The organism is Pseudomonas sp. CH235 (assembly GCF_004368175.1).
GTDB lineage: Bacteria > Pseudomonadota > Gammaproteobacteria > Pseudomonadales > Pseudomonadaceae > Aquipseudomonas > Aquipseudomonas paraglycinae.
Genome location: NZ_RRZJ01000010.1, coordinates 178,637 through 204,888, shown reverse-complemented (window position 1 = coordinate 204,888; position 26,252 = coordinate 178,637). Strand labels below are relative to the sequence as shown.

At 60.0% G+C, this 26,252-nt stretch carries 25 protein-coding genes; 12 read left to right on the top strand and 13 right to left on the bottom strand.

Annotated features, from left to right (window positions below):
- Positions 1 to 11: 11 nt before the first annotated feature.
- Both typA and thiI read right to left on the bottom strand, forming a co-directional pair.
- A complete protein-coding gene (typA, locus tag EIY71_RS13775) occupies positions 12 to 1,832 on the bottom strand; it encodes a translational GTPase TypA (RefSeq protein WP_007952502.1) in 1,821 nt (606 codons plus the stop codon).
- Between the two features lie 139 nt (positions 1,833 to 1,971).
- Positions 1,972 to 3,426, bottom strand: a complete 1,455-nt coding sequence (gene thiI, locus EIY71_RS13770) for a tRNA uracil 4-sulfurtransferase ThiI (protein ID WP_085746385.1) — start codon at positions 3,424 to 3,426, stop codon at positions 1,972 to 1,974.
- Between the two features lie 327 nt (positions 3,427 to 3,753).
- Between thiI and glnA the strand changes: the two genes are divergently transcribed.
- The 5 genes from glnA to ntrC all read left to right on the top strand — a co-directional run bounded on the left by glnA (position 3,754) and on the right by ntrC (position 9,181).
- On the top strand, positions 3,754 to 5,160 hold the full coding sequence (gene glnA / locus EIY71_RS13760; RefSeq protein ID WP_011332032.1) for a glutamate--ammonia ligase: 1,407 nt from the start codon (positions 3,754 to 3,756) through the stop codon (positions 5,158 to 5,160).
- 142 nt (positions 5,161 to 5,302) lie between these two features.
- Positions 5,303 to 5,812: a DUF4124 domain-containing protein gene (locus EIY71_RS13755; protein ID WP_134022012.1), complete on the top strand. Its 510-nt coding sequence runs from the start codon at positions 5,303 to 5,305 to the stop codon at positions 5,810 to 5,812.
- Positions 5,809 to 6,432, top strand: coding sequence for a DUF4124 domain-containing protein (locus tag EIY71_RS13750; RefSeq protein ID WP_134022010.1), 624 nt, complete (start codon positions 5,809 to 5,811; stop codon positions 6,430 to 6,432). The genes EIY71_RS13755 and EIY71_RS13750 overlap by 4 nt, the downstream gene beginning before the upstream one ends.
- A gap of 230 nt (positions 6,433 to 6,662) precedes the next feature.
- A complete protein-coding gene (glnL, locus tag EIY71_RS13745; protein ID WP_007952516.1) occupies positions 6,663 to 7,748 on the top strand; it encodes a nitrogen regulation protein NR(II) in 1,086 nt (361 codons plus the stop codon).
- The gene (ntrC, locus tag EIY71_RS13740) at positions 7,745 to 9,181 is read left to right on the top strand and encodes a nitrogen regulation protein NR(I) (protein WP_007952518.1); all 1,437 of its coding nucleotides are present in this window, start codon (positions 7,745 to 7,747) and stop codon (positions 9,179 to 9,181) included. Before glnL ends, ntrC begins: the two co-directional genes overlap by 4 nt.
- 410 nt (positions 9,182 to 9,591) lie before the next feature.
- On the opposite strand, the gene EIY71_RS13735 is transcribed toward ntrC, so the two are convergent.
- Complete coding sequence (locus EIY71_RS13735) at positions 9,592 to 10,032, bottom strand: hypothetical protein (RefSeq protein WP_134022008.1); 441 nt, start codon at positions 10,030 to 10,032, stop codon at positions 9,592 to 9,594.
- Between EIY71_RS13735 and EIY71_RS13730 the strand changes: the two genes are divergently transcribed.
- Positions 10,031 to 10,486 (top strand): tRNA (cytidine(34)-2'-O)-methyltransferase, encoded by a 456-nt coding sequence (locus EIY71_RS13730; protein ID WP_007952520.1) that lies wholly within the window; start codon positions 10,031 to 10,033, stop codon positions 10,484 to 10,486. The two genes, EIY71_RS13735 and EIY71_RS13730, sit on opposite strands and share 2 nt — an antisense overlap.
- 66 nt (positions 10,487 to 10,552) lie before the next feature.
- Here the strand turns inward: EIY71_RS13730 and secB are convergent, their stop codons facing one another.
- From secB to EIY71_RS13715, 3 genes are read right to left on the bottom strand one after another with little or no spacing between them, the layout of a single operon-like run.
- Positions 10,553 to 11,038, bottom strand: a complete 486-nt coding sequence (gene secB, locus EIY71_RS13725) for a protein-export chaperone SecB (RefSeq protein ID WP_007909233.1) — start codon at positions 11,036 to 11,038, stop codon at positions 10,553 to 10,555.
- 57 nt (positions 11,039 to 11,095) lie between these two features.
- Positions 11,096 to 11,350 (bottom strand): glutaredoxin 3, encoded by a 255-nt coding sequence (grxC, locus tag EIY71_RS13720; protein WP_007952522.1) that lies wholly within the window; start codon positions 11,348 to 11,350, stop codon positions 11,096 to 11,098.
- A 1-nt stretch (position 11,351) separates the two neighbouring features.
- The gene (locus EIY71_RS13715) at positions 11,352 to 11,765 is read right to left on the bottom strand and encodes a rhodanese-like domain-containing protein (protein ID WP_007952524.1); all 414 of its coding nucleotides are present in this window, start codon (positions 11,763 to 11,765) and stop codon (positions 11,352 to 11,354) included.
- Between the two features lie 152 nt (positions 11,766 to 11,917).
- Here EIY71_RS13715 and gpmI point away from each other — a divergent pair, with 152 nt between their 5' ends.
- The 5 genes from gpmI (at position 11,918) to EIY71_RS13690 (ending at position 18,473) form a co-directional block, all read left to right on the top strand.
- Positions 11,918 to 13,444, top strand: a complete 1,527-nt coding sequence (gene gpmI / locus EIY71_RS13710) for a 2,3-bisphosphoglycerate-independent phosphoglycerate mutase (protein WP_085746380.1) — start codon at positions 11,918 to 11,920, stop codon at positions 13,442 to 13,444.
- A 136-nt stretch (positions 13,445 to 13,580) separates the two neighbouring features.
- A complete protein-coding gene (locus tag EIY71_RS13705; RefSeq protein ID WP_085746379.1) occupies positions 13,581 to 14,885 on the top strand; it encodes a murein hydrolase activator EnvC in 1,305 nt (434 codons plus the stop codon).
- Positions 14,886 to 14,916: 31 nt separating this feature from the next.
- Positions 14,917 to 16,236, top strand: a complete 1,320-nt coding sequence (locus tag EIY71_RS13700; RefSeq protein WP_085654441.1) for a S41 family peptidase — start codon at positions 14,917 to 14,919, stop codon at positions 16,234 to 16,236.
- A 2-nt stretch (positions 16,237 to 16,238) separates the two neighbouring features.
- A complete protein-coding gene (locus EIY71_RS13695) occupies positions 16,239 to 17,015 on the top strand; it encodes a divergent polysaccharide deacetylase family protein (RefSeq protein ID WP_134022006.1) in 777 nt (258 codons plus the stop codon).
- 111 nt (positions 17,016 to 17,126) lie between these two features.
- Positions 17,127 to 18,473, top strand: a complete 1,347-nt coding sequence (locus EIY71_RS13690) for a Vps62-related protein (protein WP_166673426.1) — start codon at positions 17,127 to 17,129, stop codon at positions 18,471 to 18,473.
- Here the strand turns inward: EIY71_RS13690 and EIY71_RS13685 are convergent.
- Positions 18,454 to 19,209, bottom strand: coding sequence for an ABC transporter substrate-binding protein (locus tag EIY71_RS13685; RefSeq protein WP_134022002.1), 756 nt, complete (start codon positions 19,207 to 19,209; stop codon positions 18,454 to 18,456). The two genes, EIY71_RS13690 and EIY71_RS13685, sit on opposite strands and share 20 nt — an antisense overlap.
- A gap of 215 nt (positions 19,210 to 19,424) precedes the next feature.
- Here EIY71_RS13685 and EIY71_RS13680 point away from each other — a divergent pair, with 215 nt between their 5' ends.
- Positions 19,425 to 20,891 (top strand): serine protease, encoded by a 1,467-nt coding sequence (locus EIY71_RS13680; RefSeq protein ID WP_134022001.1) that lies wholly within the window; start codon positions 19,425 to 19,427, stop codon positions 20,889 to 20,891.
- Positions 20,892 to 20,942: 51 nt separating this feature from the next.
- Here the strand turns inward: EIY71_RS13680 and hisF are convergent, their stop codons facing one another.
- From hisF to EIY71_RS13650, 6 genes are all read right to left on the bottom strand, one after another.
- Positions 20,943 to 21,713, bottom strand: a complete 771-nt coding sequence (gene hisF / locus EIY71_RS13675) for an imidazole glycerol phosphate synthase subunit HisF (protein WP_007897430.1) — start codon at positions 21,711 to 21,713, stop codon at positions 20,943 to 20,945.
- Positions 21,714 to 21,722: 9 nt separating this feature from the next.
- Positions 21,723 to 22,460 carry a 1-(5-phosphoribosyl)-5-[(5-phosphoribosylamino)methylideneamino]imidazole-4-carboxamide isomerase gene (hisA, locus tag EIY71_RS13670; protein WP_003220753.1) on the bottom strand — a complete coding sequence of 246 codons (738 nt, stop codon included), beginning with the start codon at positions 22,458 to 22,460 and terminating at the stop codon, positions 21,723 to 21,725.
- A gap of 102 nt (positions 22,461 to 22,562) precedes the next feature.
- Complete coding sequence (locus EIY71_RS13665) at positions 22,563 to 22,823, bottom strand: DUF2164 domain-containing protein (protein WP_011332018.1); 261 nt, start codon at positions 22,821 to 22,823, stop codon at positions 22,563 to 22,565.
- Positions 22,824 to 23,462, bottom strand: coding sequence for an imidazole glycerol phosphate synthase subunit HisH (gene hisH / locus EIY71_RS13660; RefSeq protein WP_134022000.1), 639 nt, complete (start codon positions 23,460 to 23,462; stop codon positions 22,824 to 22,826).
- A complete protein-coding gene (gene hisB, locus EIY71_RS13655; RefSeq protein ID WP_007952547.1) occupies positions 23,462 to 24,055 on the bottom strand; it encodes an imidazoleglycerol-phosphate dehydratase HisB in 594 nt (197 codons plus the stop codon). Before hisB ends, hisH begins: the two co-directional genes overlap by 1 nt.
- A 271-nt stretch (positions 24,056 to 24,326) precedes the next feature.
- Entirely contained in the window at positions 24,327 to 25,991 is a 1,665-nt protein-coding gene (locus EIY71_RS13650) for an OFA family MFS transporter (protein ID WP_039764668.1), read from the bottom strand.
- Positions 25,992 to 26,252: the final 261 nt, after the last annotated feature.

The following is a 26,252-nucleotide window of genomic DNA, read 5'->3' as shown; positions in this document are numbered from 1 at the left end:
CCTGGGCTAAATTACGCCTTGGCTTTCTTGGCAGCGCGGGTACGCTCGCTTTCGTCCAGGATCTTCTTGCGAAGACGGATGGACTTAGGCGTAACTTCGCACAGCTCGTCTTCCTGGATGTATTCCAGAGCCTGTTCCAGGGTGAAGCGAACAGGTGGGACCAGAGCGATGGTTTCGTCTTTACCCGAAGCACGCATGTTGTCGAGCTTCTTGCCTTTGGTCGGGTTCACACCCAGGTCGTTGTCGCGGGAGTTCTGACCAACGATCTGACCGTTGTAGATCTCCTGGCCGTGTTCTACGAACAGCTTGCCACGAGCCTGCAGGGTTTCCAGGGAGTAGGTCAGTGCCTTGCCGGTTTCAACCGAAACCAGAACGCCGTTCTGACGGCCGGACATGTGGCCCGACTTCACTGGAGCGTAACGGTCGAAGATCGAGGTCAGGATGCCAGCACCGTTGGTCAGGGTCAGGAACTGGTTACGGAAACCGATCAGACCGCGAGCAGGGATGTTGTATTCCAGACGAACACGGCCTTTGCCATCCGGCACCATGTTGCTCAGGTCGCCTTTACGCAGACCCATTTCTTCCATGACCTTGCCCTGGGATTCTTCAGGGATGTCGATGGTTACGTTTTCGAACGGTTCCTGCTTCACGCCGTCAACTTCACGGATGATCACTTCAGGACGGCCCAGCGCCAGCTCGAAGCCTTCGCGACGCATGGTTTCGATCAGTACCGAGAGGTGCAGCTCACCACGGCCGGATACCTTGAACTTGTCAGCCGAGTCGCCTTCTTCAACGCGCAGTGCAACGTTGTACAGCAGCTCTTTGTCCAGACGATCCTTGATGTTACGGGAGGTCACGAACTTGCCTTCTTTACCGCAGAATGGCGAGTCGTTTACCTGGAAGGTCATGGAAACGGTTGGCTCGTCAACGGTCAGAGGCTTCATCGCCTCGACGTTGTTGATGTCGCACAGGGTGTCGGAGATGAACAGCTCGTCGAAACCGCTAATGCAGACGATGTCGCCAGCTGCAGCTTCTTCAACGTCAACGCGGTGCAGACCGTGGTGACCCATCAGCTTCAGGATACGACCGTTGCGGCGCTTGCCGTCGGCGCTGATAGCAACAACCGGAGTGTTCGGCTTGACGCGACCACGAGCGATACGGCCAACACCGATAACACCCAGGAAGCTGTTGTAGTCCAGAGCGGAGATCTGCATCTGGAACGGACCGTCACGGTCAACAGCCGGAGGCGGAACGTGGTCGACTACCGCCTGGTACAGCGCGGTCATGTCTTCGCCCATGGCGGTGTGGTCCAGACCGGCGATGCCGTTCAGGGCCGAAGCGTAAACAACCTGGAAGTCCAGTTGCTCTTCGGTGGCGCCCAGGTTGTCGAACAGATCGAAGATCTGATCCAGAACCCAGTCAGGACGCGCGCCCGGACGGTCAACCTTGTTGATGACCACGATTGGACGCAGGCCGGCTTCGAAAGCCTTCTTGGTCACGAAACGGGTTTGCGGCATAGGGCCGTCCTGGGCGTCGACCAGCAGCAGCACGGAGTCAACCATGGACATTACGCGCTCGACTTCGCCGCCGAAGTCGGCGTGGCCCGGGGTGTCCACGATGTTGATGTGGTAGCCGTTCCAGTTGATGGCGGTGTTTTTCGCCAGAATGGTAATGCCGCGCTCTTTTTCCTGGTCGTTGGAGTCCATCACGCGCTCGTCGTTGAGCTCGTTGCGCTCCAGGGTGCCGGATTGACGCAGGAGTTTGTCTACCAGGGTGGTCTTACCATGGTCAACGTGGGCAATGATGGCGATGTTGCGTAGATTTTCGATCACTTGTGTATCTCGATCAGAGGATTCGGTTTGCTGACAAGTCTTGGCAGCGATTGACAGTAGTGTCCGGCATGGCCGTTACAGCTTGACGGCGGTGTCGGGGGGCCGGTGACGCAGGCCACAGGCAAACAGCCCCGGGCACTTAGCTCGGTCGATAAACGCGCACATTGGCATGCCCCTCACTGAGCAAATGGTGGGCATGCAGGCGACTCATCACGCCTTTGTCGCAATACAGCAGGTACTGGCGAGTAGGGTCCAGTTCCTTGAAACGAGCGTTCACTGCGTAGAACGGCATCGTCTGTACCTCTATGCCGGCGAGTTCCAGCGGGTCATCCTCGGCGGCATCCGGGTGGCGGATGTCGATGACGATCTGACCGGCCAGCGCTTCGCTGACTTCTTCGATCTGCAAATCCTGGCCCAATTCGTCGATCACCCGATCGATCGGCACCAGTCTGGCGTTTGCGAGCGCACGCTCGAGCACCGCCATGTCGAATTCCTGCTCTTCGTGCTCGACCCGGCCACGCTTGGCGGCGGTCTTCGGGTTGACCGAGATGACGCCGCAGTATTCCGGCATGTGCCGGGCGAAATCACCGGTACCGATCTGGTCGGCCGTGTCGATGATGTCCTGCTTGTGGGCGACGATCAGCGGTCGCAGCACCAGCTTGTCGGTGACGCAATCGATGACCGACAGGTTCGGCAGCGTCTGGCTCGACACCTGGGAAATCGCTTCACCGGTGACCAGCGCATCGATGTGCAGGCGTTCGGCAATGTTCGACGCCGCGCGCAACATCATACGCTTCAATACGACGCCCATATGACTGTCGTCGACCTTGCCGAGAATTTCGCCCAAGACTTCTTCGAACGGAACACTGACAAATAGCACGCGTTGCGAGCTGCCGTACTTCTTCCAGATGAAATGCGCGACTTCCATTACGCCCAATTCGTGGGCACGACCGCCCAGGTTGAAGAAGCAGAAGTGCGTCATCAGACCCCGACGAAGGATCTGGTACGCGGCAACCGTCGAGTCAAAACCGCCGGACATCAATACCAGCGTCTGCTCCAGCGCACCGAGCGGGTAGCCGCCGATGCCATTGTGCTGGCTGTGGATCACGAACAACCGTTTGTCGCGAACTTCGATGCGGACTTCGATTTCCGGCTGTTTCAGGTCGATTCCGGCAGCGCCGCACTCACGGCGCAGCTTGCTGCCGACGTATTTTTCGACGTCCATCGAGCTGAACGCATGCTTGCCCGCACGCTTGCAGCGCACCGAAAAAATCTTCCCGGCCAGCGCATCGCCGTAGTGCTGCTTGCACTTCTCGGTGATGTCGTCGAAGTCACCCAGCGGGTACTCGTCGATCTGCAGAAAGTGCGCGATGCCCGGCATGCAGGTCAGGCGTTCGCCCATCTCTTTCAGGGCCTTGGGGTCGGTGACGCGGGTTTCCAGCTCGAGATTGTCCCACACACCGTTCACCACCACGGCCGGGTCCAGGTCGCGGAGCACGGTGCGGATGTTCTTGGCCAGCTGGCGGATGAATTTCGTCCGGACAGGTCGGCTTTTGATGGTGATCTCGGGGAAGACTTTTACGATTAGTTTCATGAAAACAGCGCGCGCAGGGCCAGCCGAAAAAGGGGGGCGCGGATTATAGCGGAAATTGCTCAAGGTTTAACCAGTTAATGTGCAGAAGGTTATGCGCGCACCAAAACGGGTCATTTTTCGATTTGAGCGCTACATTAAAGGGCGAGATTTTCGCCTTTAAGGCGCTTTCGACCTTTAGAAGCGTGAATTTGGGGCAAAAAACCCATGCTGGGGCACTGGCATGCAATTTGCTCCCTTGTGAGGCAGGTTGCCTTGGCAGAGTATTCGCGCCGGCATCACCACTATTAAGGGCATCCACTACCCGCCCTAATTCACCCGGAGGACACTATGTCGAAGTCGGTTCAACTCATCAAAGATCATGACGTCAAGTGGATTGATCTGCGCTTCACGGACACCAAAGGCACTCAGCACCACGTGACCATGCCGGCTCGCGATGCGCTGGAAGACGACTTCTTCGAAGTTGGCAAGATGTTCGACGGTTCCTCCATCGCTGGCTGGAAAGGCATCGAAGCCTCCGACATGATCCTGCTGCCGGACGACGAAACCGCCGTACTGGACCCGTTCACCGAAGAGCCGACCCTGATCCTGGTCTGCGACATCATCGAACCTTCGACCATGCAAGGTTACGATCGCGACCCGCGCGCCATCGCCCGCCGCGCCGAGGAATACCTGAAGACCACCGGTATCGGTGACACCGTATTCGCCGGTCCGGAGCCTGAGTTCTTCATCTTCGACGAAGTGAAGTTCAAGTCCGACATCTCCGGTTCGATGTTCAAGATCTACTCCGAACAAGGCTCGTGGATGTCCGACCAGGACGTGGAAGGCGGCAACAAAGGCCACCGTCCAGGCGTGAAAGGTGGCTACTTCCCGGTTCCGCCGTTCGACCACGACCACGAAATCCGTACCTCCATGTGCAACGCACTGGAAGAAATGGGCCTGACCGTTGAAGTTCACCACCACGAAGTGGCAACTGCCGGCCAGAACGAAATCGGCGTCAAGTTCAACACCCTGGTGAAGAAAGCCGACGAAACCCAGACCCTGAAATACGTTGTACACAACGTTGCCGACGCCTACGGCCGCACCGCGACCTTCATGCCGAAGCCGCTGTACGGCGACAACGGTTCGGGCATGCACGTTCACATGTCCATCTCCAAAGATGGCAAGAACACCTTCGCGGGTGAAGGCTATGCCGGCCTGTCCGACACCGCCCTGTACTTCATCGGCGGCATCATCAAGCACGGTAAGGCCCTGAACGGCTTCACCAACCCGGCCACCAACTCGTACAAGCGTCTGGTGCCAGGCTTCGAAGCTCCGGTAATGCTGGCCTACTCGGCTCGCAACCGTTCCGCCTCGATCCGTATTCCTTACGTCAACAGCCCTAAAGGCCGTCGTATCGAAGCCCGTTTCCCGGATCCGGCTGCCAACCCGTACCTGGCTTTCGCAGCACTGCTGATGGCCGGTCTGGACGGTATCCAGAACAAGATCCACCCAGGCGATGCTGCCGACAAGAACCTGTACGACCTGCCGCCTGAAGAGGCGAAAGAGATCCCGCAAGTTTGCGGCAGCCTGAAAGAAGCCCTGGAAGAGCTGGACAAGGGCCGCGCGTTCCTGACCAAGGGCGGCGTGTTCTCCGACGACTTCATCGACGCTTACATCGCGCTGAAATCCGAAGAAGAAATCAAGGTCCGCACCTTCGTACACCCACTGGAATATGAGCTGTACTACAGCTGCTGATCCGGTAGCGCCGCGCTACGCGGCGTGACAAAAAGAGGCCTCCTTCGGGAGGCCTTTTTTATGGCCGGATGTTTTCCATCCGAGCCTTCGCCGTTCCACTGTCCTATGCTGCATCCCATCGTTTTCGTTTCCGGTCGATTTCATGGGTCGCACCCTTCTCTATATTCTGCTGCTGATCGCCCTGCCCGCCGCCGCGCAGATCTACAAGTACACCGACGCCAGCGGCAACACGGTGTACAGCGATCACGCGCCGGACGGCGTGCAGGCGCAGCCGGTGGAGTTGCCGCCGCTCAACAGCGTGCAGCCGCAGGCACCGAGTGCGCCCTCTTCAGACACGCCCAGTCGCGAGCCTGCGCGCAATGCCTATGAAGTGCTGGAGCTGACCGGCCTGCCCACCGAGGAGGCCCTGCGCGCCAACAACGGCACGTTCACGGTCAGCGTGCTGATCAAGCCGCGCCTGCAACCGCCGCATCAATTGCGTCTGCTGCTGGACGACGCGCCTTATGGCCAGCCGAGCAACGTGCCGATCCTGCAACTGGTAAACGTTGACCGGGGCGAGCATCGGCTGGCGGTGCAGGTGATCAACGGCGAGGCGATCATTCAGCAGAGTCCTGCGGTGGTGTTCACCGTGCAGCGGGTGCACAAGCCATGACGCGGGGATTGATTGCCCTGTGCCTGTTTCTGATCGCGTTTGGCGCATCGGCCGAGGTGTTCACTTACATCGACGCCCAGGGCAATCGTGTCTATACGGACCAACCGCACGGCAACGCCAAGCGTGTGCCGCTGGCCACCAGCAATCGCATGGCCTCGAATCCGACCGCCGCTGCACCGGTCACACCGTCGAAGAAATCAGCAGAGCCGCCACTGTTCCACTACGACATGCTGCGCGTGCTGATCCCCGAGCCTGATGCGACCATTCGCAGCAGCGCCGGTGAGCTGATCGTCAGCGTCACCAGCGAACCGGGCCTGCAAAGAGGTCACCTGTATCGCCTGCTGCTGGATGGTCAGGCCGTCGGCGAACCCGGTCTGAGCCCGGTGTTCCCGCTGAGCAACATTGATCGCGGCAGCCACAACCTGTCGGTGGAGATCCTCGATGCCCAGGGCCGAACCGTGGAGAAAACCGCCAACCAGCCGTTCCACATGCAGCGCATTTCCCTGGCGCAGAAACGTCAGGTCAAACCGTGCGTCAGCGCCGACTATGGCGTGCGCCCGGAATGCCCGCTGAAAGACAAACCCGCCGAACCGAAAAATCCTTTCCTGCGTTTCTTCTGACGTCGTTCAGCTTTGCGCACTATATTGGTGCAATACACTGCACCGTTCTCACATTCCAACCCATTTTGGTTCGAAAGTACCCGCCAGAGCGGTTTGACTGCCACGCAAACGAGCGTCAAACGCCCGTTTCAGGGGTTGAACGCTTCTTTTCGGAGCCTTGGTTTGGTTTTTGCATTTTCCTCGCATCAGCGCTGTATCCCTGCGCGCGCCATGCTCCAAAAGAGGTCCTCATGACCATCAGTGACGCACTGCATCGCTTGCTACTCGACAACCTGACCACCGCCACCATCCTGCTCGACAGCGAATTGCGCCTCGAGTACATGAACCCGGCGGCGGAGATGCTGCTGGCCATCAGCGGCCAGCGCAGCCATGGGCAGTTCATCAGTGAGCTGTTCACCGAGTCCACCGAAGCGCTCAACTCGTTGCGCCAGGCGGTGGAGCAGGCGCACCCGTTCACCAAGCGCGAAGCGATGCTCACCGCCCTCACCGGCCAGACCCTGACCGTGGATTACGCGGTGACGCCAATCCTCAGCAACGGCGCGACCCTGCTTTTGCTGGAAGTCCATCCTCGTGACCGCCTGTTGCGGATCACCAAGGAAGAGGCCCAGTTGTCGAAGCAGGAAACCAGCAAGATGCTGGTGCGCGGCTTGGCCCACGAGATCAAGAACCCGCTCGGCGGCATCCGCGGTGCCGCACAACTGCTGGCCCGGGAGCTGCCGGAAGACAGCCTGCGCGACTACACCAACGTGATCATCGAAGAGGCCGACCGCCTGCGCAATCTGGTCGACCGCATGCTCGGCTCGAACAAACTGCCATCGCTGGCCCTGTGCAACGTCCACGAAGTGCTGGAGCGCGTCTGTCAACTGGTCGAGGCCGAAAGCCAGGGCTGCATCACGCTGGTGCGCGATTACGACCCAAGCATTCCCGACGTCCTGATCGACCGCGAACAAATGATTCAGGCGGTGTTGAACATCGTGCGCAACGCGATGCAGGCCATCAGCAGCCAGAACGAGCTGCGCCTGGGCCGCATCAGCCTGCGCACCCGCGCCATGCGCCAGTTCACCATCGGCCACGTCCGTCATCGCTTGGTGACCAAGATCGAGATCATCGACAACGGTCCGGGCATTCCGGCGGAACTGCAGGAAACCATCTTCTTTCCCATGGTCAGCGGCCGTCCGGACGGTACCGGGCTGGGCCTGGCCATCACCCAGAACATCATCAGCCAGCACCAGGGCCTGATCGAGTGTGACAGCCATCCAGGCCACACCACGTTCTCGATCTTTCTGCCACTGGAACAAGGAGCCACATCGACATGAGCCGTAGTGAAACCGTGTGGATCGTCGATGACGACCGTTCTATCCGTTGGGTTCTGGAAAAAGCCCTGCAACAGGAAGGCATGACCACCCAGAGCTTCGACAGCGCCGATGGTGTGATGAGCCGCCTCGCGCGCCAGCAGCCGGACGTGATCATCTCCGACATCCGCATGCCCGGCGCCAGCGGCCTGGACCTGCTGGCGCGGATCCGCGAGCAGCACCCGCGGCTGCCGGTGATCATCATGACCGCTCACTCCGATCTGGATAGCGCTGTCGCCTCCTACCAGGGCGGCGCGTTCGAGTACCTGCCCAAGCCGTTCGACGTTGACGAGGCGGTTTCGCTGGTCAAACGCGCAAATCAGCATGCTCAGGAACAACAGGGCCTGGAAGTCGCCCCGACCCTGACTCGCACCCCGGAAATCATCGGCGAAGCGCCGGCGATGCAGGAAGTGTTTCGCGCCATCGGGCGCTTGAGCCACTCCAACATCACCGTGCTGATCAACGGCGAATCCGGCACCGGTAAAGAATTGGTGGCTCACGCCCTGCACCGCCACAGCCCGCGCGCGGCCTCGCCGTTCATCGCGCTGAACATGGCGGCGATCCCGAAAGACCTGATGGAATCCGAGCTGTTCGGCCACGAGAAAGGCGCGTTCACCGGCGCGGCCAACCTGCGTCGCGGCCGTTTCGAGCAGGCCGACGGCGGCACGCTGTTCCTCGATGAAATTGGCGACATGCCGGCGGACACCCAGACCCGACTGCTGCGGGTGCTGGCCGATGGCGAGTTCTATCGCGTTGGCGGGCACGTGCCGGTCAAAGTCGATGTGCGGATCATCGCCGCAACGCACCAGAATCTGGAAACCCTGGTTCACGCCGGGAAATTCCGTGAGGACTTGTTCCACCGCCTCAACGTGATCCGTATACATATTCCGCGCCTGTCGGACCGTCGCGAAGACATCCCGACCCTGGCCAAGCACTTCCTCAGCCGCGCCGCGCAAGAACTGGCGGTGGAGCCGAAGCTGCTGAAAAGCGAGACCGAGGAATACCTGAAGAATCTGCCGTGGCCGGGCAACGTGCGCCAGCTGGAAAATACCTGCCGCTGGATCACCGTGATGGCGTCCGGGCGCGAGGTGCACATCAGCGACCTGCCGCCGGAACTGCTGAGCCTGCCGCAGGACTCGGCGCCAGTGACCAACTGGGAACAGGCGCTGCGTCAGTGGGCCGATCAGGCCCTGGCGCGCGGTCAGTCGAGCCTGCTCGACAGCGCGGTACCGGCGTTCGAGCGGATCATGATCGAGACAGCACTGAAGCACACTGCCGGGCGTCGTCGTGACGCTGCGGTGCTGCTGGGCTGGGGCCGCAACACCTTGACCCGCAAGATCAAGGAGCTCGGCATGAAGGTCGATGGCGGGGATGACGATGAGGGCGATGAAGGCTGAGATTCAGCGCCAGCCTGCACCGCCGCAAGGCACCGTGACCCTTAATCGGGCACAGCCACTGGCTCAGGCTTGCACTGTAAACCGCTGAAAATCCCATCCTGTGAAAAGACGAAGGCCCCGTATTACGGGGCCTTCGTCGTTGTGCCGGGCTTTTTTGTTTCAAAACGCGAAAACCTGGCACGCCCCCTGCAATAACTCCTACAGGTGATTCGATTCACCCACCCTTTCGGGGGCCTTGGTACAGGCAGGCCGGGGATTCCCCTCTTTACACAGGACTCGATGAGTCCACCCTTTTGGGGCCCTTGATACAGGCAGGTCAGGGGTTCCTTCTTTACACCGGCTCAGAACGCGATGCGATGAGCCCGCCCGTTTCGGGAACCTTGGTACAGGCAGGCCGGGGATTCCCTCTTTTATTGCTCCCGGAGATGGATCTCCAGCCGCCAGCGGTCATCGATCGCCTGGCCGGCCCAGTCGCCCTGCAGCGGCCGCGCCGCCACCAGCGTCAGCAACAATCCCCCGTCACTCAACCGCGTCCGCCAGTTCACGTCCTTGCCGTTGAACTTGAGCTGGCCTTTCTGCGCCTGGCCTTCGGCCTCGAACAGCAGCGCGATGCTGCCATCGACGATCTCGCCATGCAGCTTCGGCTCGTTGTTGAACCAGACCGCAAGACCGCCATCGATCACCTCGACCTGCTGCAAGACGGTCGGGTCAGGCGTGGTCAAACGACCGATCATCATCCCGACCATCACACCGACGATCGCCAGCGATGCCATCACCCGCGGGAATAGTTTCGAACGCGGATCCGCTTGCGGCGTAGAATGCGCGTCATCTTTACCTTCGGAGCCGTGCATGTTTCACGTCATCCTTTTTCAACCGGAAATTCCGCCGAACACCGGTAACGTTATCAGGCTGTGCGCCAACAGCGGCTGCCACCTGCATTTGATCGAACCGCTGGGCTTCGAGATGGACGACAAGCGCCTGCGCCGCGCCGGTCTCGACTACCACGAGTATGCCACTTTGCAGCGCCATGCCGACCTCGCCAGCTGCCTGGAAAGCCTCGGTCATCCACGGCTGTTCGCCTTCACCACCAAGGGCTCGCGGCCGTTTCACGATGCCGCGTTCGTCCCCGGCGATGCGTTCATCTTCGGCCCGGAAAGCCGTGGCCTGCCGCCGGAAGTGCTCGACGCCCTGCCCGGCGAACAGCGCCTGCGCCTGCCGATGCGCGAAGGCTGCCGCAGCCTGAACCTGTCCAACACCGTAGCAGTGGCCGTGTACGAAGCGTGGCGGCAGAACGACTTCAAGTAATGCCACTCGATCGCCCAAGAAAAAAGCGCCTGTAACGGCGCTTTTTTTCGTTGTTGCATCGACCGCTTACTGAACGGTCGGGGTCTCGCCGGATTCCTGCATGCGCTGCAGCTCTTGCGCGTACAGGGCGTCGAAGTTCACCGGGGCCAGCATCAGGGCCGGGAACGAACCGCGGGTCACCAGGCTGTCCAGGGTTTCGCGAGCGTACGGGAACAGGATGTTCGGGCAGAACGCACCCAGGGTGTGGCTCATCGAAGCCGCGTCCAGGTTCTTGATCAGGAAGATGCCAGCCTGCTGCACTTCAGCGATGAAGGCCACTTCTTCACCGTTTTTCACGGTGACGGACAGGGTCAGCACGACTTCGTAGAAATCACCTTCCAAGGCTTTCTGGCGGGTGTTCAGATCCAGAGCGACCGCCGGATCCCACTGCTGGCGGAAAATCGCCGGGCTTTTCGGGGCTTCGAAGGACAGGTCGCGTACGTAGATGCGCTGCAAGGAGAATTGCGGTGCGGTTTCTTCTTCGCTGGCTGCAGTGTTCTGTTGGTCAGTCATCTCAGATCCTTTCTGATCTTGGGTCTTTTAGGGTTCTTGGTTTGCAGGTGCAGCAGTTCAGGCCTTGAGCAGCGCGTCGAGCTTGCCGGCGCGCTCCAGGGCATACAAATCATCACATCCGCCGACGTGGGTATCGCCGATCCAGATCTGCGGCACGGACGTGCGTCCGGCCTTCTGGGCCATGGCGGCGCGCACCTGCGGCTTGCCATCGACCTTGATCTCTTCGAAGGCCACGCCTTTGTTCGCGAGCAGGTACTTGGCGCGCGAGCAGTAAGGGCAGTAATCGCTGGAGTAGACGATGACGTCGCTCATGTCACTTCACCAACGGCAGGTTGTCGCCTTTCCAGCTGGAAATCCCGCCGGACAGCTTGGCGGCGGTGAAGCCGGCCTTCATCAGTTCGCGGGCGTGGGTGCCGGCGGTCTGGCCCAGGGCGTCGACCAGAATGATGGTCTTGGCCTTGTGTTTTTCCAGCTCGCCGATGCGGGCAGCCAGTTTGTCCTGGGGAATGTTCACCGCGCCAACGATGTGACCGGCGGCGTAGTCCTTGCTCGGACGGATGTCCACCACCACGCCGGCTTCCTTGTTGACCAGTGCGGTCAGCTCGCCCGTGCTCAGGCTTTTACCGCCGCCCTGCACCGTATGCGCCAGCAGCAAAGCCAGCAGTACGACGAAGATACCGACAAGAATGTAGTGGTTAGTGGCAAATTCAATCAGGTGAGCAACCATCGAAGGAGGTTCCAGGGCGTTAAAATGTCGGCCAGTATACACAGCCACTATGGTCGGCCAAACCCCGTCCGGCGGTGACGCCGCCGGAACTTCGCTTTAAACTCCAACTCCCTTTTCCATCGCCCTCTTCTTATTAGCCACGAGTGGATTCCATGACTACCACGCCTAAACCTTTGGTCCTGATGATTCTCGACGGCTTCGGTCACAGCGACAGCCCCGAATCCAACGCCGTCTATGCGGCCAAAAAGCCTGTGCTGGATCGCCTGTGGGCCACCGTGCCGAACGGCTTGATCTCGGGCAGCGGCATGGACGTCGGTCTGCCGGACGGCCAGATGGGCAACTCCGAAGTCGGCCACATGAACCTGGGCGCCGGGCGCGTGGTGTATCAGGACTTCACGCGTGTGACCAAAGCGATCCGCGACGGTGAGTTCTTCGAGAACCCGACCATCTGCGCCGCCGTGGACAAGGCCGTGGCCGCCGGCAAGGCCGTGCATTTCATGGGCCTGCTGTCGGACGGCGGCGTCCACAGCCACCAGGATCACCTGATCGCCATGGCCGAACTGGCCTTCAAGCGCGGCGCCGAAAAAATCTACCTGCACGCCTTCCTCGATGGCCGCGACACCCCGCCGAAAAGCGCCGCTTCGTCGATCGAACTGCTCGACGCGACCTTCCAGGCGCTCGGCAAGGGCCGCATCGCCAGCCTGATCGGCCGCTACTACGCCATGGATCGCGACAACCGTTGGGATCGCGTGTCCCAGGCCTACAACCTGATCGTTGATGGCAATGGCGAATTCAACGCTGCCACCGCCCAGGAAGGTCTGGAAGCCGCTTACGCCCGTGGCGAGAGCGACGAATTCGTCAAAGCCACCAGCATCGGTGAGCCGGTGAAGGTCGAAGACGGCGACGCCGTGGTGTTCATGAACTTCCGAGCCGACCGCGCCCGCGAGCTGAGCCGCGTGTTTGTCGAAGACGGTTTCAAGGAATTCGAGCGCGCGCGCCAGCCGCAAGTGCAGTACGTGGGCCTGACCCAATATGCCGCCAGCATCCCGGCCCCCGCCGCCTTTGCCCCGGGCAGCCTGGAAAACGTGCTCGGCGACTATCTGGCGAAAAACGGCAAGACCCAGCTGCGCATCGCCGAAACCGAGAAATACGCCCACGTGACCTTCTTCTTCTCCGGCGGTCGTGAAGAGCCGTTCCCGGGCGAAGAGCGCATCCTGATCCCGTCGCCGAAAGTCGCCACCTATGACTTGCAGCCGGAAATGAGCGCGCCGGAAGTCACCGACCGCATCGTCGAGGCCATCGAGAACCAGCGCTACGACGTGATCGTGGTCAACTACGCCAACGGCGACATGGTCGGCCATAGCGGCGTGTTCGAAGCCGCGGTGAAAGCCGTGGAGTGCCTGGACACCTGCGTGGGTCGCATCGTCGAAGCACTGGAAAAAGTCGGCGGCGAAGCGCTGATCACCGCCGACCACGGCAACGTCGAGCAGATGGCCGACGAATCCACCGGGCAAGCCCACACCGCGCACACCACCGAGCCGGTGCCGTTCATCTATGTCGGCAAGCGTGACCTGAAAGTCCGCGAAGGTGGCGTGCTGGCGGACGTGGCGCCGACCATGCTGAAACTGCTGGGTCTGGAAAAACCGGCGGAAATGACTGGCACTTCGATTCTGGTCTGATATCAAAAACGCCCTGTAATCAGCCTGAAACGGCTTTTTATGACGAACGCCTCAAAGCAGTTGGCTTTGAGGCGTTTTTTTTGCCGCGTCGGGCGGGCATACTAGGCCGTCCCTTACCCTGGTGCCGCCCGCCTCTATGCTTCGCGTCCTGATCGCCCTCGCTCTGACATGCCTGCTCCAACCGGCCTTCGCGGATGAGCGCGCGCAAACCCAACAGCAACTGGACGCCACGCGCCAGGACATCGCCGAGCTGAAAAAACTGCTGGGCAAGCTCCAGGAAGAAAAATCCGGCGTGCAAAAGGAGCTCAAGGGCACCGAAACCGAGATGGGCAAGCTCGAGAAACAGGTCGAAGCCCTGCAGAAAGAGCTGAAGAAGAGCGAATCCGAGCTGCAGCGGCTCGATGCGGAGAAAAAAAAACTCCAGAGCGCGCGCACTGAACAGCAGCGACTGATCGCCATCCAGGCCCGCGCCGCCTACCAGAACGGTCGCCAGGAATACCTCAAGCTGCTGCTCAACCAGCAGAATCCCGAGAAATTCGCCCGCACCCTCACCTATTACGACTACCTGAGCCAGGCTCGCCTGGAGCAGCTTAAAAGCTTCAACGAAACCCTGCGCCAACTGGCCAACGTCGAAAAAGACATCGGCGTGCAGCAGGCGCAGTTGCTGGCGCAGCAAAGCGATCTCGACACTCAGCGCGAAGCGCTCGACAAGGTCCGCAAGGAGCGCCAGCAGGCCCTTGCCAAACTCAATGACGACGTGAAAGCCCGGGACCAGAAACTGGCCGCCCGCGAGCAGGATCAGGCAGACCTGTCTAAAGTCCTTAAAACCATTGAAGAAACCCTGGCCCGCCAGGCTCGTGAGGCAGAAGAAGCGCGGCAGAAAGCGCTCATCGCCCAGCAGGAAGCCGAAAAAAAGCGCTTGCGTGAGGCCCAAGCCCGCGCCGATGCGGACTCGGACACCAGCGACGCCCCGCGAAAACAAGCCAGACCCACACCTGGCGCGCTGGTTTCCAGCAGCGGCGAGACCTTCGGTGGCCCTTTTGCGTCAAGTCGGGGAAAACTTCCATGGCCGGTTGATGGTCGACTGCTGGCACGCTTCGGTGAAACCCGTGGCGACGATGCCCGCACCAAGTGGGACGGCGTGATGATCAGCGCCTCCGCCGGCAGCCAGGTGCATGCCGTACACGGCGGGCGCGTGGTGTTTGCCGACTGGCTGCGCGGTGCCGGGCTGCTGGTGATCCTTGATCACGGCAACGGTTTTCTGAGTCTTTACGGTCACAACCAGACGCTGCTCAAGTCGGCGGGTGACGTGGTAAAAGCCGGTGAGTCCATCTCCACTGTGGGTAACAGTGGCGGTCAGGACACACCAGCGCTGTATTTCGCAATTCGTCAGCAGGGTCACCCGAGTGATCCGGCGCAATGGTGCCGCGCGCAAGGATAAGCGCGCCGCCTAATTCAGGAGTTCGTTCGACATGCTGCATTTGTCCCGCCTTACCTCGCTGGCCCTGACGATCGCCCTGGTGATCGGCGCGCCTCTGGCGTTTGCCGCTCAACCGGCCCCGGCTGTCGCTCCGGCAGGCACTGCCGCCACCAGCAAGGCGCCGTTGCCGCTGGAAGAGCTGCGCACCTTTGCCGAGGTCATGGACCGGATCAAGGCGGCCTACGTCGAGCCGGTGGACGACAAGACCCTGCTGGAAAACGCGATCAAGGGCATGCTCAGCAACCTCGATCCGCACTCCGCCTACCTCGGCCCTGAAGACTTTGCCGAGTTGCAGGAAAGCACCAGCGGCGAGTTCGGCGGCCTGGGCATCGAAGTCGGCGCCGAAGACGGCTTCATCAAGGTCGTGTCGCCGATCGACGATACGCCAGCATCGAAGGCCGGCATCCAGGCAGGCGACTTCATCGTCAAGATCAACGGCGCGCCGACCCGTGGCCAGACCATGACCGAAGCCGTGGACAAGATGCGCGGCAAGATCGGCCAGAAGATCACCCTGACCCTGGTCCGCGACGGCGGTACGCCGTTCGATGTAACCCTGGCTCGCGCCGTGATCCAGGTGAAGAGCGTCAAGGCGCAACTGCTGGAATCGGGCTACGGCCTGATCCGCATCACCCAGTTCCAGGTCAAGACCGGCGAAGAGGTCTCCAAAGCCCTGGCCAAGCTGCGCAAGGACAACGGCAAGAAGCTCAACGGCATCATCCTTGACCTGCGCAACAACCCGGGCGGCGTGTTGCAGGCAGCGGTCGAAGTGGTCGACCACTTCATCACCAAAGGCCTGATCGTCTACACCAAGGGCCGGATCGCCAATTCCGAACTGCGCTTCTCCGCCACCGGCAAGGACGAAAGCGAAGCGGTGCCGATGGTCGTGCTGATCAACGGTGGCAGTGCCTCGGCCTCGGAAATCGTCGCCGGCGCCCTGCAGGACCAGAAACGCGCCGTGGTCATGGGCACCACCAGTTTCGGCAAGGGCTCGGTGCAGACCGTGCTGCCGCTGAACAACGACCGCGCGCTGAAGATCACCACGGCGCTGTACTTCACGCCGAACGGCCGCTCGATCCAGGCCCAGGGCATTGTTCCGGACATCGAAGTACGCAAGGCCAAGATCACCAACGAAGCGGACGGCGACTACTTCAAGGAAGCCGACCTGCAAGGTCACCTGGGCAACGGCAACGGCGGCGCGGACAAACCGACCGGTTCCGGCGGCAAGGCCAAAGCGATGCCGCAGGATGACGATTACCAGCTGGCCCAGGCCCTGAGCCTGCTCAAAGGCCTGAGCATCACGTCCGGCCGTTGAGGATGTCTTTGCGTTTCGTCTTTGTCCTGCTGTGCTGTCTGGCGGTTGCTGCTCACGCAGAACCTGCCAGACCAACACCTCAAAAAGCCTACCTGACGCTGATCATCGACGACCTGGGGCAGAACCTGCCCCGGGATCGCCGCGTGCTGGCCCTCCCCGGGCCGGTGACTACAGCGATCATGCCCGACACCCCGCACGCCACCGAATTCGCCCGCGAAGCCCATCGCGCCGGCAAAGTCGTGATCCTGCACATGCCGATGGACCCGGCCACCGGCCCGTTCGCCTGGCATCCCGAGCTGCCCATCGAAGAACTCGAGAAACGCCTGAACGCCGCGTTCAAAATGGTCCCCTACACCGCCGGCATCAACAACCACATGGGCAGCCGCATGACTGCGCAGCCGGTGGCGATGGCGTGGTTGATGGGCGAGTTGCAGCGGCGCCACAAGTTCTTCGTCGACAGCCGCACCAGCGCCCAGACCGTCGCTGCGCAACAGGCACAGAAGATTGATCTGGCGAGTGTTTCGCGGGATGTGTTTCTCGATGACGAGCGCACAGAAGCGGCGATCCTGACTCAATTGCAGACAGCGATCAGTCTGGCGCACAAACAGGGTTCGGCCGTGATGATCGGCCACCCTTATCCGCAGACACTGGCGGTGCTGGAGCGCGAACTACCCAAATTGAAGGCTCAGGGCATCGAGTGGATCGACATCAAGCAGATGATCAGTGTGCGCAGCAATCGCGCTACAGCCGCTCACGGCCACAACGGCATTTACCGGTAGCACCCCGCCATACCCGATAAATAGTTACCGCCCGTCCCCTTGGCCAATTCCGGATATTGAGACCTGCAACAGGTCGCGACCACGAGTCGCCTTTCACTATCAGGAATGACCATGAACAGCGAAAACAGTGAAACCACGGCCGACAGGCCAATGGAGTCGATCCAGGTCGATAACCTGCTGATCAACTTCACCACCGAATTCCAGCGGATCTGGAACTGCAATGGCTCGGGCTCGACACCCTGCGCGCTCTGGCGTCCGGTGCCATCCCCCGACTCGCTGCCTGGCTTTTACCCCCTCGGGGACGTCGCCATCTCCGGCAACGGCAATATCAATGGCAGCAAGATCGTGGCCGTTGTCCGCGAAGGCCCAGCCGCAAACGGCAAAACCGCGCAAACAAATGCACTCAGTCCACCGGATGATTTCGAAGAAATCTGGAGCGATGCAACCTCGACGCCGGCGGGGGGGACGCTATGGCGGCCGATCGCGCCTGAGGGGTATGTGGCACTGGGAACGGTGTGCTCCATCAACCACGAAAAGCCTTTACTGAGCTCGGTACGTTGCGTGCGCGAAGATCTGGTGATTGAGGCCAGTGTCGCCGAGTTGATCTGGAATGATCGGGGAGATCGTTCCCGCCAGTATTTCAGCGCCTGGAGCATCGCGCCTCCGGTTGCCGATGCAGGTGCGATCAACTTCACTGCAGGCACGTTCATCGCTTCCGGCAACCCTGACAGCCCCGAGAATGAAGCCGAAGCCTATTCATTGCGAATGCAGATTACGGTACAGAGCAATCCAGCGCCTGAACTTCCGGAACTGTCAGGATTCGAAGCGCCGGAACCGCTCGAACCCTCGCAACCGACCCACACTGCCAGGCTGCCCTGGTTTGCGGTGGAAGACCACGGTCAGCCATCACTGAAGAGATTCCGCCAATCGCCCTACTATTACCTGCAAAGGACTGACCGGTATGTGCTCATCGGCTCCAGCCATAACACGACTGACAAGAGCAGCCTGTTTCACTGGACGTTGCCTCGTGTTCTGAGCCGCCGCGATCTGCGGCTTTTCAACCGCATCAGTGCAATACAGGTCCCGGGGGTTTGGCCAGCGAGCGACTCAACGGTTGAACGGCCGATAAGGTTCTCGGCAAGGCTGGGCGAAACCTTCACCCACACCGAAACCTCGAGCATCGGATGGACCACGCCGGACATCGTGGCGGTCGCCGCCAACGTGACGAAACACAAGATGATGGCGCTGTATCAACTGCAGAGTAACTACGATCTCTGGCGGGACAACCGAACGGAAACCGCCATCAACTTCAGGTACTCCGACAGAAACAGCCTGCACTGGCTCGAATACCCGCCAGAAGTCGCGAGTGACGCCATGGTGCCACTCCCGTCAGTGCCGGAACAGCCGGAATCTCCCGAGTTACCAGAGTCGCCAGAAATTACAGATACCGCCCCATGATCTCGTCGACCACGCCGTCCTTGCGCATCTGTTCGAGCGCCGCCTGAAGCTTGGCAACGGCTTCGTCCGGCACGTCCTTGTTCAGCGCCAGATACAGTTCGGCGCTGTTGAAACGCAGTACGGTTTTCAGGCCGGTCACGCCATCCTGCCGCGCCAGATAACGCCCGGCAGGATCGCCGGTGGCCCAGAGGTCGATCTGGCCGCTGACGAGTTTTTTGGCGTTGTCCTGATCACGCAGCACCACCACCGGCTTCAAACCCTGCTTGGTCAGAGTCTCGGCAATCGCATCGCCCCTGTAGGCGCCGATCTTGTACTTGCGCGCGTCATTGAGTGTTTCGAGGGTGATCTTGCTGTCGGCCCTGGCCAGCATGACCCAGTCGTCCGGGCCGATCGGGCCGACCCACTTGAAGAGCTTTTCGCGATCCGGCAGGCGTGCCATGACGAACGCACCGTAGCCGGGATTCTCCAGCGCCAGCTTGTAGACCCGCTCCCATGGGAAACGCAGGGTCAGGCTGTAAGTGATGCCGGCACGCTTGAACATCTCGCGCACGATGTCCGTGGCGATGCCGTTGATGTTTTCATCCTGAGCGAAATTCTTGCCGTTCTTCGCCATGTTGTACGGCGGGAAATTTTCGGTGAGGAGCACCAGATCGGTGTCGGGACTTTCCTCGGCGTGGCCGGTGTTGATCAACAACACGGAGGCACTGGCGAGGGCGAGAAGCAGGCGTTTGATCATGTCGGGCTACCGAAATCCATGGCGTGCCCAAGAGTGCCTTGGGTACGCCATGCTGTCTACTGGCGTTATGACTTCATACCGATCAGGTCTTCCATTCTGGAAAACCAATCCTTGGGTAGTAGATAACTACCACCGCGCCGCTCTTGATCCCTGGTTTATTGGCGTAATCCAGCACCACCGTTGTGCTTTAACCAATAAACCCAAGAGCGTTAACGATGTATTCAATCAAATTACTGTTGTTCTGCACATTAGGACTCTTCTTTTCCACCTGCATCGCGGCCAGTCACGACTATGGCGAAGGCGTTAAGCGTCTGTTACCTGCAATCCCCCTGGATAACCGCGATGGCTCACGCGATCACTGGCAGGGTATCGGTCGCCTGACGACCGGCTCCACTTGCACCGCTACCTTGCTTGATACGCTGGAAACAACAGGCGTCCAGCGCCCTCCGGCTTATGTTCTGACTGCTGGCCATTGCATCAACCTGTCCAACGGCCAGATCATGCAAAACCAACCCATACAAGGAACCATGACCTTTAATTACTTTGACGATGTCGAAAAACATAAAACCTACAACCTGAAAAACGTGAAATGGCGCAGCATGCAAGGTGTCGACATCGCCATCGTCCAACTTGATGTCAGCCTGAAAACACTTATGGAGGACGGGATAAAACCTCTGAAGCTGGCCACGGGCACACCCGCCCTCAATTCGGACGTTCTGGTTGTGGGAGCGCCACAGTATCGAACGCTTGAAATGACAGCCTGCACGCTCAAATCCTCTCCGGACATCATTGAAGGAGATTGGGTGTGGCGTAATAACTTCAAGACTCGTTGCAAGAGTAATAAAGGAGGTGTCTCAGGAGCACCGCTGCTTGATCGCTACACCAATGAAATCATCGGTGTCGTGGGTACTGGTAACGAGCATCCGCCCATAGCTCCTTGCGACCTGAACGAACCCTGTATACCAACGAGAAAAGGTTACTCTGCAATCCAAGGCAATCTTTACGGAAGTCTCGTACCCCACCTGAGAAGTTGCTTCCGATCTGGCTTTCTATTTGAAAACTACTGCGAACTCTATCCGACATTCAATGTAGAAACAGACAAGCCAACCTCCGCCAAATACAAGAAAATCAAGATATCGGAAAGCGGCCATGCCATAGCACCGACTTGGGATTACCGGTTCTCGATCGACACAGCGTTCTATCGTCACAAGACAGTACGCGTGGCAAAACAATGCGAAAACCCCTTGCACTATTCCGCCGCGATCAGTGCCGAAAACTCCATCATCAATACCAAGATAGGTTCCAGAACCGGGCGTTATTTCCTTTGCATCATTGGCACAAACTCTTCCAGGTCAGAGTTACCGCCAGGACTCTTACGAAATGCCTTGTCGCTGCCTATCGTTCTGATTGAGGACGAAATCGTTCCGCTTCCTGATCTCAGCCTGAAAAAAAGACCCGCTTATATTTTGGTGACTTCGGAAGGGGCAAGCAAAATGTACTCCTACAAAGTCGGTCCATCCGACAGCACTGACTGTCAAGCCCCCGATGGATTCAGCCCAAAGTCGGAGTATATGGAAGTCTATCTTCTCAAAAAGGATTTGCCTGCCACACTATGCAGTGTTGCGTATGACCGATCAGATGACAGGTCAGAGGTAAGGGTTGACCAGCTCAACACGCTTTAACTCACCAGACCTGCAGCCCCTTTGAAGCTACTCCTCCAAAGGGGATGCTTGCTAGCGCATCACGATGCCGCGGTGCGCCATGTAGGCCTTGGCTTCTTGAACGGTGTATTCGCCGAAGTGGAAAATACTCGCCGCCAGTACTGCACTGGCGTGGCCTTCAAGAATGCCGTCAGCCAGATGCTGCAGGTTGCCGACGCCGCCGGACGCGATCACCGGAATGCCCAGCGCATCGCTGATGGCGCGGGTCACGCCGAGGTCGAAACCGTTTTTCATACCGTCCTGATCCATGCTGGTCAGGAGGATTTCACCGGCACCCAGGCCTTCCATTTTCTTCGCCCACTCGACGGCGTCGAGGCCGGTCGGTTTGCGTCCGCCGTGGGTGAAAATTTCCCAGCGCGGGGTTTCGCCCGGGCCCGAAACCTTCTTTGCGTCGATGGCGACGACAATGCATTGCGAGCCGAAATGCTGCGCCGCTTCGCCGACAAATTCCGGGTTGAACACGGCAGCAGTGTTGATCGACACCTTGTCCGCACCGGCGTTGAGCAGGTTGCGGATGTCCTGCACGGTACGCACGCCACCGCCGACGGTCAGCGGGATGAACACCTGACTGGCCATGCGTTCGACGGTGTGCAGCGTGGTGTCACGGCCATCGACGCTGGCGGTGATGTCGAGAAAGGTAATCTCGTCAGCACCCTGCTCGTCATAGCGACGGGCGATTTCCACCGGGTCGCCGGCGTCACGGATGTTCTCGAACTTCACACCTTTGACGACCCGGCCGTTGTCCACGTCCAGGCAAGGGATGATGCGTTTGGCCAGCGCCATGGTCAGTCCTCAGCCTTGGTACGAATCGCAGAAAGCTTGCGCTTCGGCGACGTCGAGAGTGCCTTCGTAGATCGCCCGGCCGGTGATGGCGCCGATGATGCCCGGTGCCTTGGCGTCGAGCAGCGACTTGATGTCACCCAGGTTGTGAATGCCGCCGGAAGCAATCACCGGGATCTTGGTGGCAGCAGCCAGCGCAGCGGTGAACGGAACGTTGCAGCCCTGCATCATGCCGTCTTTGGCGATGTCGGTGTAAACGATCGAGGACACGCCGTCGGCTTCAAACTGCTTGGCCAGATCGATAACCTGCACGGTGCTGATTTCAGCCCAGCCATCGGTGGCGACAAAACCGTCCTTGGCATCCAGACCGACGATGATCTTGCCCGGGAACGCGCGGCAGGCTTCAGCGACGAACGCCGGATCCTTCACCGCTTTGGTGCCGATGATCACGTAGCTGACGCCCGCCTTGACGTAGTGCTCGATGGTTTCCAGCGAACGGATGCCGCCGCCAATCTGGATCGGCAGAGTCGGGTAGCGCTTGGCGATCGCGGTCACCACTTCGCCGTTGACCGGCTGGCCTTCGAAAGCGCCGTTCAGGTCGACCAGATGCAGACGGCGGCAGCCGCCCTCCACCCACTTGGCAGCCATGCTCACCGGGTCATCGGAGAACACTGTGGAATCTTCCATGCGGCCCTGGCGCAGACGTACGCAGGCACCGTCTTTAAGATCGATAGCGGGAATAATCAGCATGCTTTTTCCTTCGTCAAAAGAGCTGCAAGCTGCAAGCCATAAGCTGCAAGCGCGCACGCGTGTGTACTTCTTGCAGCTTGCAGCTTGAAGCTTGCCGCTGCCCTAATTCTTCTCGAGCGCCCACAGGTCGCTTTCGATGCTTTCAAACCGCTCCTTGAGGTGGGTCTGCACATCGAAAATCGCCCTGTTGTAATAGTGCGGAGCAATTTCGCGGGTAAACAGCTCAAGAATTTCCGCCGCCTCGAACGAACCCAGGTCCAGTTCGAAACGATCCTCCATGAACCGCTGAATCTTGCGGTTGGCTTCACTCTCCTGCTCGGGAGTGAGGGTCAGGATCGGCGGCTTGGATTTCTTGACGGCCATTTACCAGCGACCGTCCCACGCCGCGAAGTTCTGCAGCAATTGCAGGCCATGGGTATGGCTCTTCTCCGGGTGGAACTGCACGGCGAAACGCGAACCTTCGGCCAGCGCCGCGGCGAAATCGACGCCGTAATGACCGCTGCCAACCACCTGCCGCGGGTTACCGGCGGCGATGTAATAGCTGTGCACGAAGTAGAAACGCGCCAGGTCCGGAATGTTGTGCCACAGCGGGTGATCCACCGCCTGCTTCACTTCGTTCCAGCCCATGTGCGGGACTTTCAGGTGCTCGCCGTCTTCATGCAGGTCTTTGCCGAAGAACTTCACCGCGCCCGGGAACAGGCCGATGCAGTCGACGCCGTCGTTCTCTTCGCTGCTGTCGAGCAAGGCTTGCATGCCGACGCAGATGCCGAGGAACGGACGATCCTGACTGACTTCACGCACCAGCGAATCGAAACCGAGGCGACGGATCTCCGCCATGCAATCGCGAATCGCGCCGACGCCGGGGAAAACCACCCGGTCGACTTCGCGGATCACTGCCGCATCGCTGGTGATCAGCACCTTGCCGGCACCGACGTGCTCGAGGGCCTTGGCCACCGAGTGCAGGTTGCCCATGCCGTAGTCGATAACTGCAACCGTCTGCATTACAGGACGCCCTTGGTCGAAGGCATCTGGCCGGCCATGCGGTCATCCAGCTCGACGGCCATGCGCAGTGCGCGGCCGAAAGCCTTGAACACGGTTTCGATCTGGTGGTGGGTGTTGGTGCCGCGCAGGTTGTCGATGTGCAGGCTGACCAGTGCGTGGTTGACGAAGCCCTGGAAGAATTCCTGGAACAGGTCGACGTCGAAGCCGCCAACGGTGGCGCGGGTGTACGGCACGTGCATCTGCAGGCCCGGACGGCCGGAGAAGTCGATCACCACGCGCGACAGCGCTTCATCGAGCGGCACGTAGGCGTGGCCGTAGCGACGGATGCCTTTCTTGTCGCCAATGGCTTGCGCGAAGGCCTGGCCGAGGGTGATACCGACGTCTTCCACCGTATGGTGGTCGTCGATATGCAGATCGCCCTTGCATTCGATATCCAGGTCGATCAACCCGTGACGGGCGATCTGATCCAGCATGTGCTCAAGAAAAGGAACACCGATATTGAATCGGGCCTTTCCGGTGCCATCAAGGTTGATCGAGGCTTTGATCTGGGTTTCCAGAGTGTCGCGCTCGACAGACGCCTTACGTTCGGCCATCACCAGCTCCGCAAAATCATTGGGCGAAAAAGGCAGCCATTATAGGGGCGCGGGGCCGAAACAGAAACACGAGAGGTGGAATGACTGACGGATAGAACCCCGTGCTGTCGGGGATAGACATGTCCATACAAGCATCGAAAGGCGCTGATCGCTCCCACGCTCTGCGTGGGAGTGCAGCCCCGGACGCTCTGCGTCCACTTCGAATGTGACGCAGAGCGTCACAGGGAGACATTCCCACGCAGAGCGTGGGAACGATCAGGTGTAAACGAACTTAGTGAAACAGAACCGCCGTCTTCTGCAGGGTCACCCAAACACCCCACGCCAACGGAATCCCCACCACCAGCCACGCAGCGATCGCCAATGGCTTGCTGCCCGGCGCGGCTTTCCACTCCAGAACGGTGCTGCCGTCAGCACCCTTGTCGTGGCCCAGCGCCTGTTCGGCGGCCAGTTCGGCGTCGGTCATGAAGTACTTGTCCGCCACCGGGCGCACCAGCAAGTTGCACAGGAAGCCCAGTACCAGCAGGCCGGCGAGGATGTACAGCGTGATGTCGTAAGCGGCGGCGCGTTCAACGCCGATGCTCAGCTGATACTCACGCAGGTAGTTCACCAGCACCGGACCCAGCACGCCAGCGGCGGCCCAGGCCGTCAGCAGACGACCGTGGATCGCGCCCACCATCTGCGTACCGAACAGGTCGGCCAGATAAGCCGGAACGGTCGCGAAACCACCGCCGTACATCGACAGGATGATGCAGAACGCCGCCACGAACAGCGCAACGTTGCCCAGGTGACCGAGGTTCGGGATCAGTGCGTACAGCGCAAAACCCAGTGCGAAGAACACGAAGTAAGTGTTCTTGCGACCCAGGTAGTCCGAGAACGACGCCCAGAAGAAACGACCGCCGATGTTGAACAGGCTCAGCAGACCGGTGAAACCGGCCGCAATCGCTGCGATGGAAGCCAGTTGACCGGCATCCAGCTGACCGAACGGCAGATCGTTGCCCAGCAGCTTGCCACCGAACACTTCCTGCAACAGTGGCGAAGCCATGCCGAGGATGCCGATACCGGCAGACACGTTCAGGCACAGCACCAGCCACACCAGGCGGAATTGCGGGGTCTTCCACGCCACATTCACGTGAACGTGACGGTGGGTGATCATCGCGTTCGAGGCTTTCTTCGCCGGCGCGGTCCAGCCTTCAGGCTTCCAGCCGGTTGGCGGTACGCGGTAAGCCAGCGCGCCACCGATCATGAACACGAAGTAGATCGCAGCCATGGCCACGAAGCTCTGCCACACGCCCACGCCAGTCGGCGAAGCGAAATGGCTCATCAGAGCGGTCGCCAGTGGTGCACCAACCATCGCGCCACCACCGAAACCCATGATCGCCATGCCGGTCGCCATGCCGCGCTTGTCCGGGAACCACTTGATCAGGGTCGAGACCGGCGAGATATAGCCCAGGCCCAGACCGATACCGCCGATCACGCCGGAACCGATCCACATCAGCCAGATCTGGTGGGTATAGATCCCCAGTGCGGAAATCAGCAGGCCGCCGCACCAGCACAGTGCCGATACAACACCGGCCTTGCGTGGACCTGCGTGTTCGAGCCAGCCACCCCAGATCGCTGCCGAGCAGCCGAGGAAGATGAAGAACAGGGTGTAGATCCAGCCGAGCATGGAGATCGGCCAGTCGCATTGCGACGAGAAGACTTGTGCGATGAAGCTCATGTCCGGTGCGCAAGCCACCGGAGCGGTCACGCCCAGCGCCTTGGACAACGGCAACCAGAACACCGAGAAGCCGTAGGCCATGCCGATGCACAGGTGAATGGCCAGAGCGGCCGGCGGGACCAGCCAACGGTTGAAACCGGGCTTGGCGATGATGCGTTCCTTGGACAGGAACCCGGGCTGATCGGCTTTGAAGCCGTCCGCCGTAATGGTCGTGCTCATTGTGTATCCCCCAATTATTAGTATGGTTCGCCAGCCACTGCCCACCCCGGCCTTTATGCACGCAGGCATGACCGTTTTTTGCGGGTGAAGCTCCTTGAAAGCGCGACGTTAAGTCGCAGATGGGCGTACGAACGGGCGAAGGTTACCATTTGCACGTGACAGAAAAACCAAACTGATATCACCTTTTTTGAGTCATCTGATCTCATGAGGCCGGGGAACCCCGATGCCGACCGTTGTCGAAGCGCTGTACATCACGGTTCA

Coding starts and splice junctions, on each gene's coding strand:
- grxC (WP_007952522.1), bottom strand. CDS start 11,350: ATGAGCGACGTCATCGTCTACTCCAGCGATTACTGCCCTTACTGCTCG.
- EIY71_RS13650 (WP_039764668.1), bottom strand. CDS start 25,991: ATGAGCACGACCATTACGGCGGACGGCTTCAAAGCCGATCAGCCCGGG.
- EIY71_RS13700 (WP_085654441.1), top strand. CDS start 14,917: ATGCTGCATTTGTCCCGCCTTACCTCGCTGGCCCTGACGATCGCCCTG.
- EIY71_RS13750 (WP_134022010.1), top strand. CDS start 5,809: ATGACGCGGGGATTGATTGCCCTGTGCCTGTTTCTGATCGCGTTTGGC.
- EIY71_RS13735 (WP_134022008.1), bottom strand. CDS start 10,032: ATGCACGGCTCCGAAGGTAAAGATGACGCGCATTCTACGCCGCAAGCG.
- hisB (WP_007952547.1), bottom strand. CDS start 24,055: ATGGCCGAACGTAAGGCGTCTGTCGAGCGCGACACTCTGGAAACCCAG.
- secB (WP_007909233.1), bottom strand. CDS start 11,038: ATGACTGACCAACAGAACACTGCAGCCAGCGAAGAAGAAACCGCACCG.
- thiI (WP_085746385.1), bottom strand. CDS start 3,426: ATGAAACTAATCGTAAAAGTCTTCCCCGAGATCACCATCAAAAGCCGA.
- EIY71_RS13665 (WP_011332018.1), bottom strand. CDS start 22,823: ATGGCCGTCAAGAAATCCAAGCCGCCGATCCTGACCCTCACTCCCGAG.
- EIY71_RS13705 (WP_085746379.1), top strand. CDS start 13,581: ATGCTTCGCGTCCTGATCGCCCTCGCTCTGACATGCCTGCTCCAACCG.
- gpmI (WP_085746380.1), top strand. CDS start 11,918: ATGACTACCACGCCTAAACCTTTGGTCCTGATGATTCTCGACGGCTTC.
- EIY71_RS13730 (WP_007952520.1), top strand. CDS start 10,031: ATGTTTCACGTCATCCTTTTTCAACCGGAAATTCCGCCGAACACCGGT.
- ntrC (WP_007952518.1), top strand. CDS start 7,745: ATGAGCCGTAGTGAAACCGTGTGGATCGTCGATGACGACCGTTCTATC.
- EIY71_RS13715 (WP_007952524.1), bottom strand. CDS start 11,765: ATGGTTGCTCACCTGATTGAATTTGCCACTAACCACTACATTCTTGTC.
- EIY71_RS13685 (WP_134022002.1), bottom strand. CDS start 19,209: ATGATCAAACGCCTGCTTCTCGCCCTCGCCAGTGCCTCCGTGTTGTTG.
- EIY71_RS13690 (WP_166673426.1), top strand. CDS start 17,127: ATGAACAGCGAAAACAGTGAAACCACGGCCGACAGGCCAATGGAGTCG.
- EIY71_RS13695 (WP_134022006.1), top strand. CDS start 16,239: ATGTCTTTGCGTTTCGTCTTTGTCCTGCTGTGCTGTCTGGCGGTTGCT.
- EIY71_RS13680 (WP_134022001.1), top strand. CDS start 19,425: ATGTATTCAATCAAATTACTGTTGTTCTGCACATTAGGACTCTTCTTT.
- glnA (WP_011332032.1), top strand. CDS start 3,754: ATGTCGAAGTCGGTTCAACTCATCAAAGATCATGACGTCAAGTGGATT.
- glnL (WP_007952516.1), top strand. CDS start 6,663: ATGACCATCAGTGACGCACTGCATCGCTTGCTACTCGACAACCTGACC.
- hisH (WP_134022000.1), bottom strand. CDS start 23,462: ATGCAGACGGTTGCAGTTATCGACTACGGCATGGGCAACCTGCACTCG.
- EIY71_RS13755 (WP_134022012.1), top strand. CDS start 5,303: ATGGGTCGCACCCTTCTCTATATTCTGCTGCTGATCGCCCTGCCCGCC.
- hisA (WP_003220753.1), bottom strand. CDS start 22,460: ATGCTGATTATTCCCGCTATCGATCTTAAAGACGGTGCCTGCGTACGT.
- hisF (WP_007897430.1), bottom strand. CDS start 21,713: ATGGCGCTGGCCAAACGCATCATCCCTTGCCTGGACGTGGACAACGGC.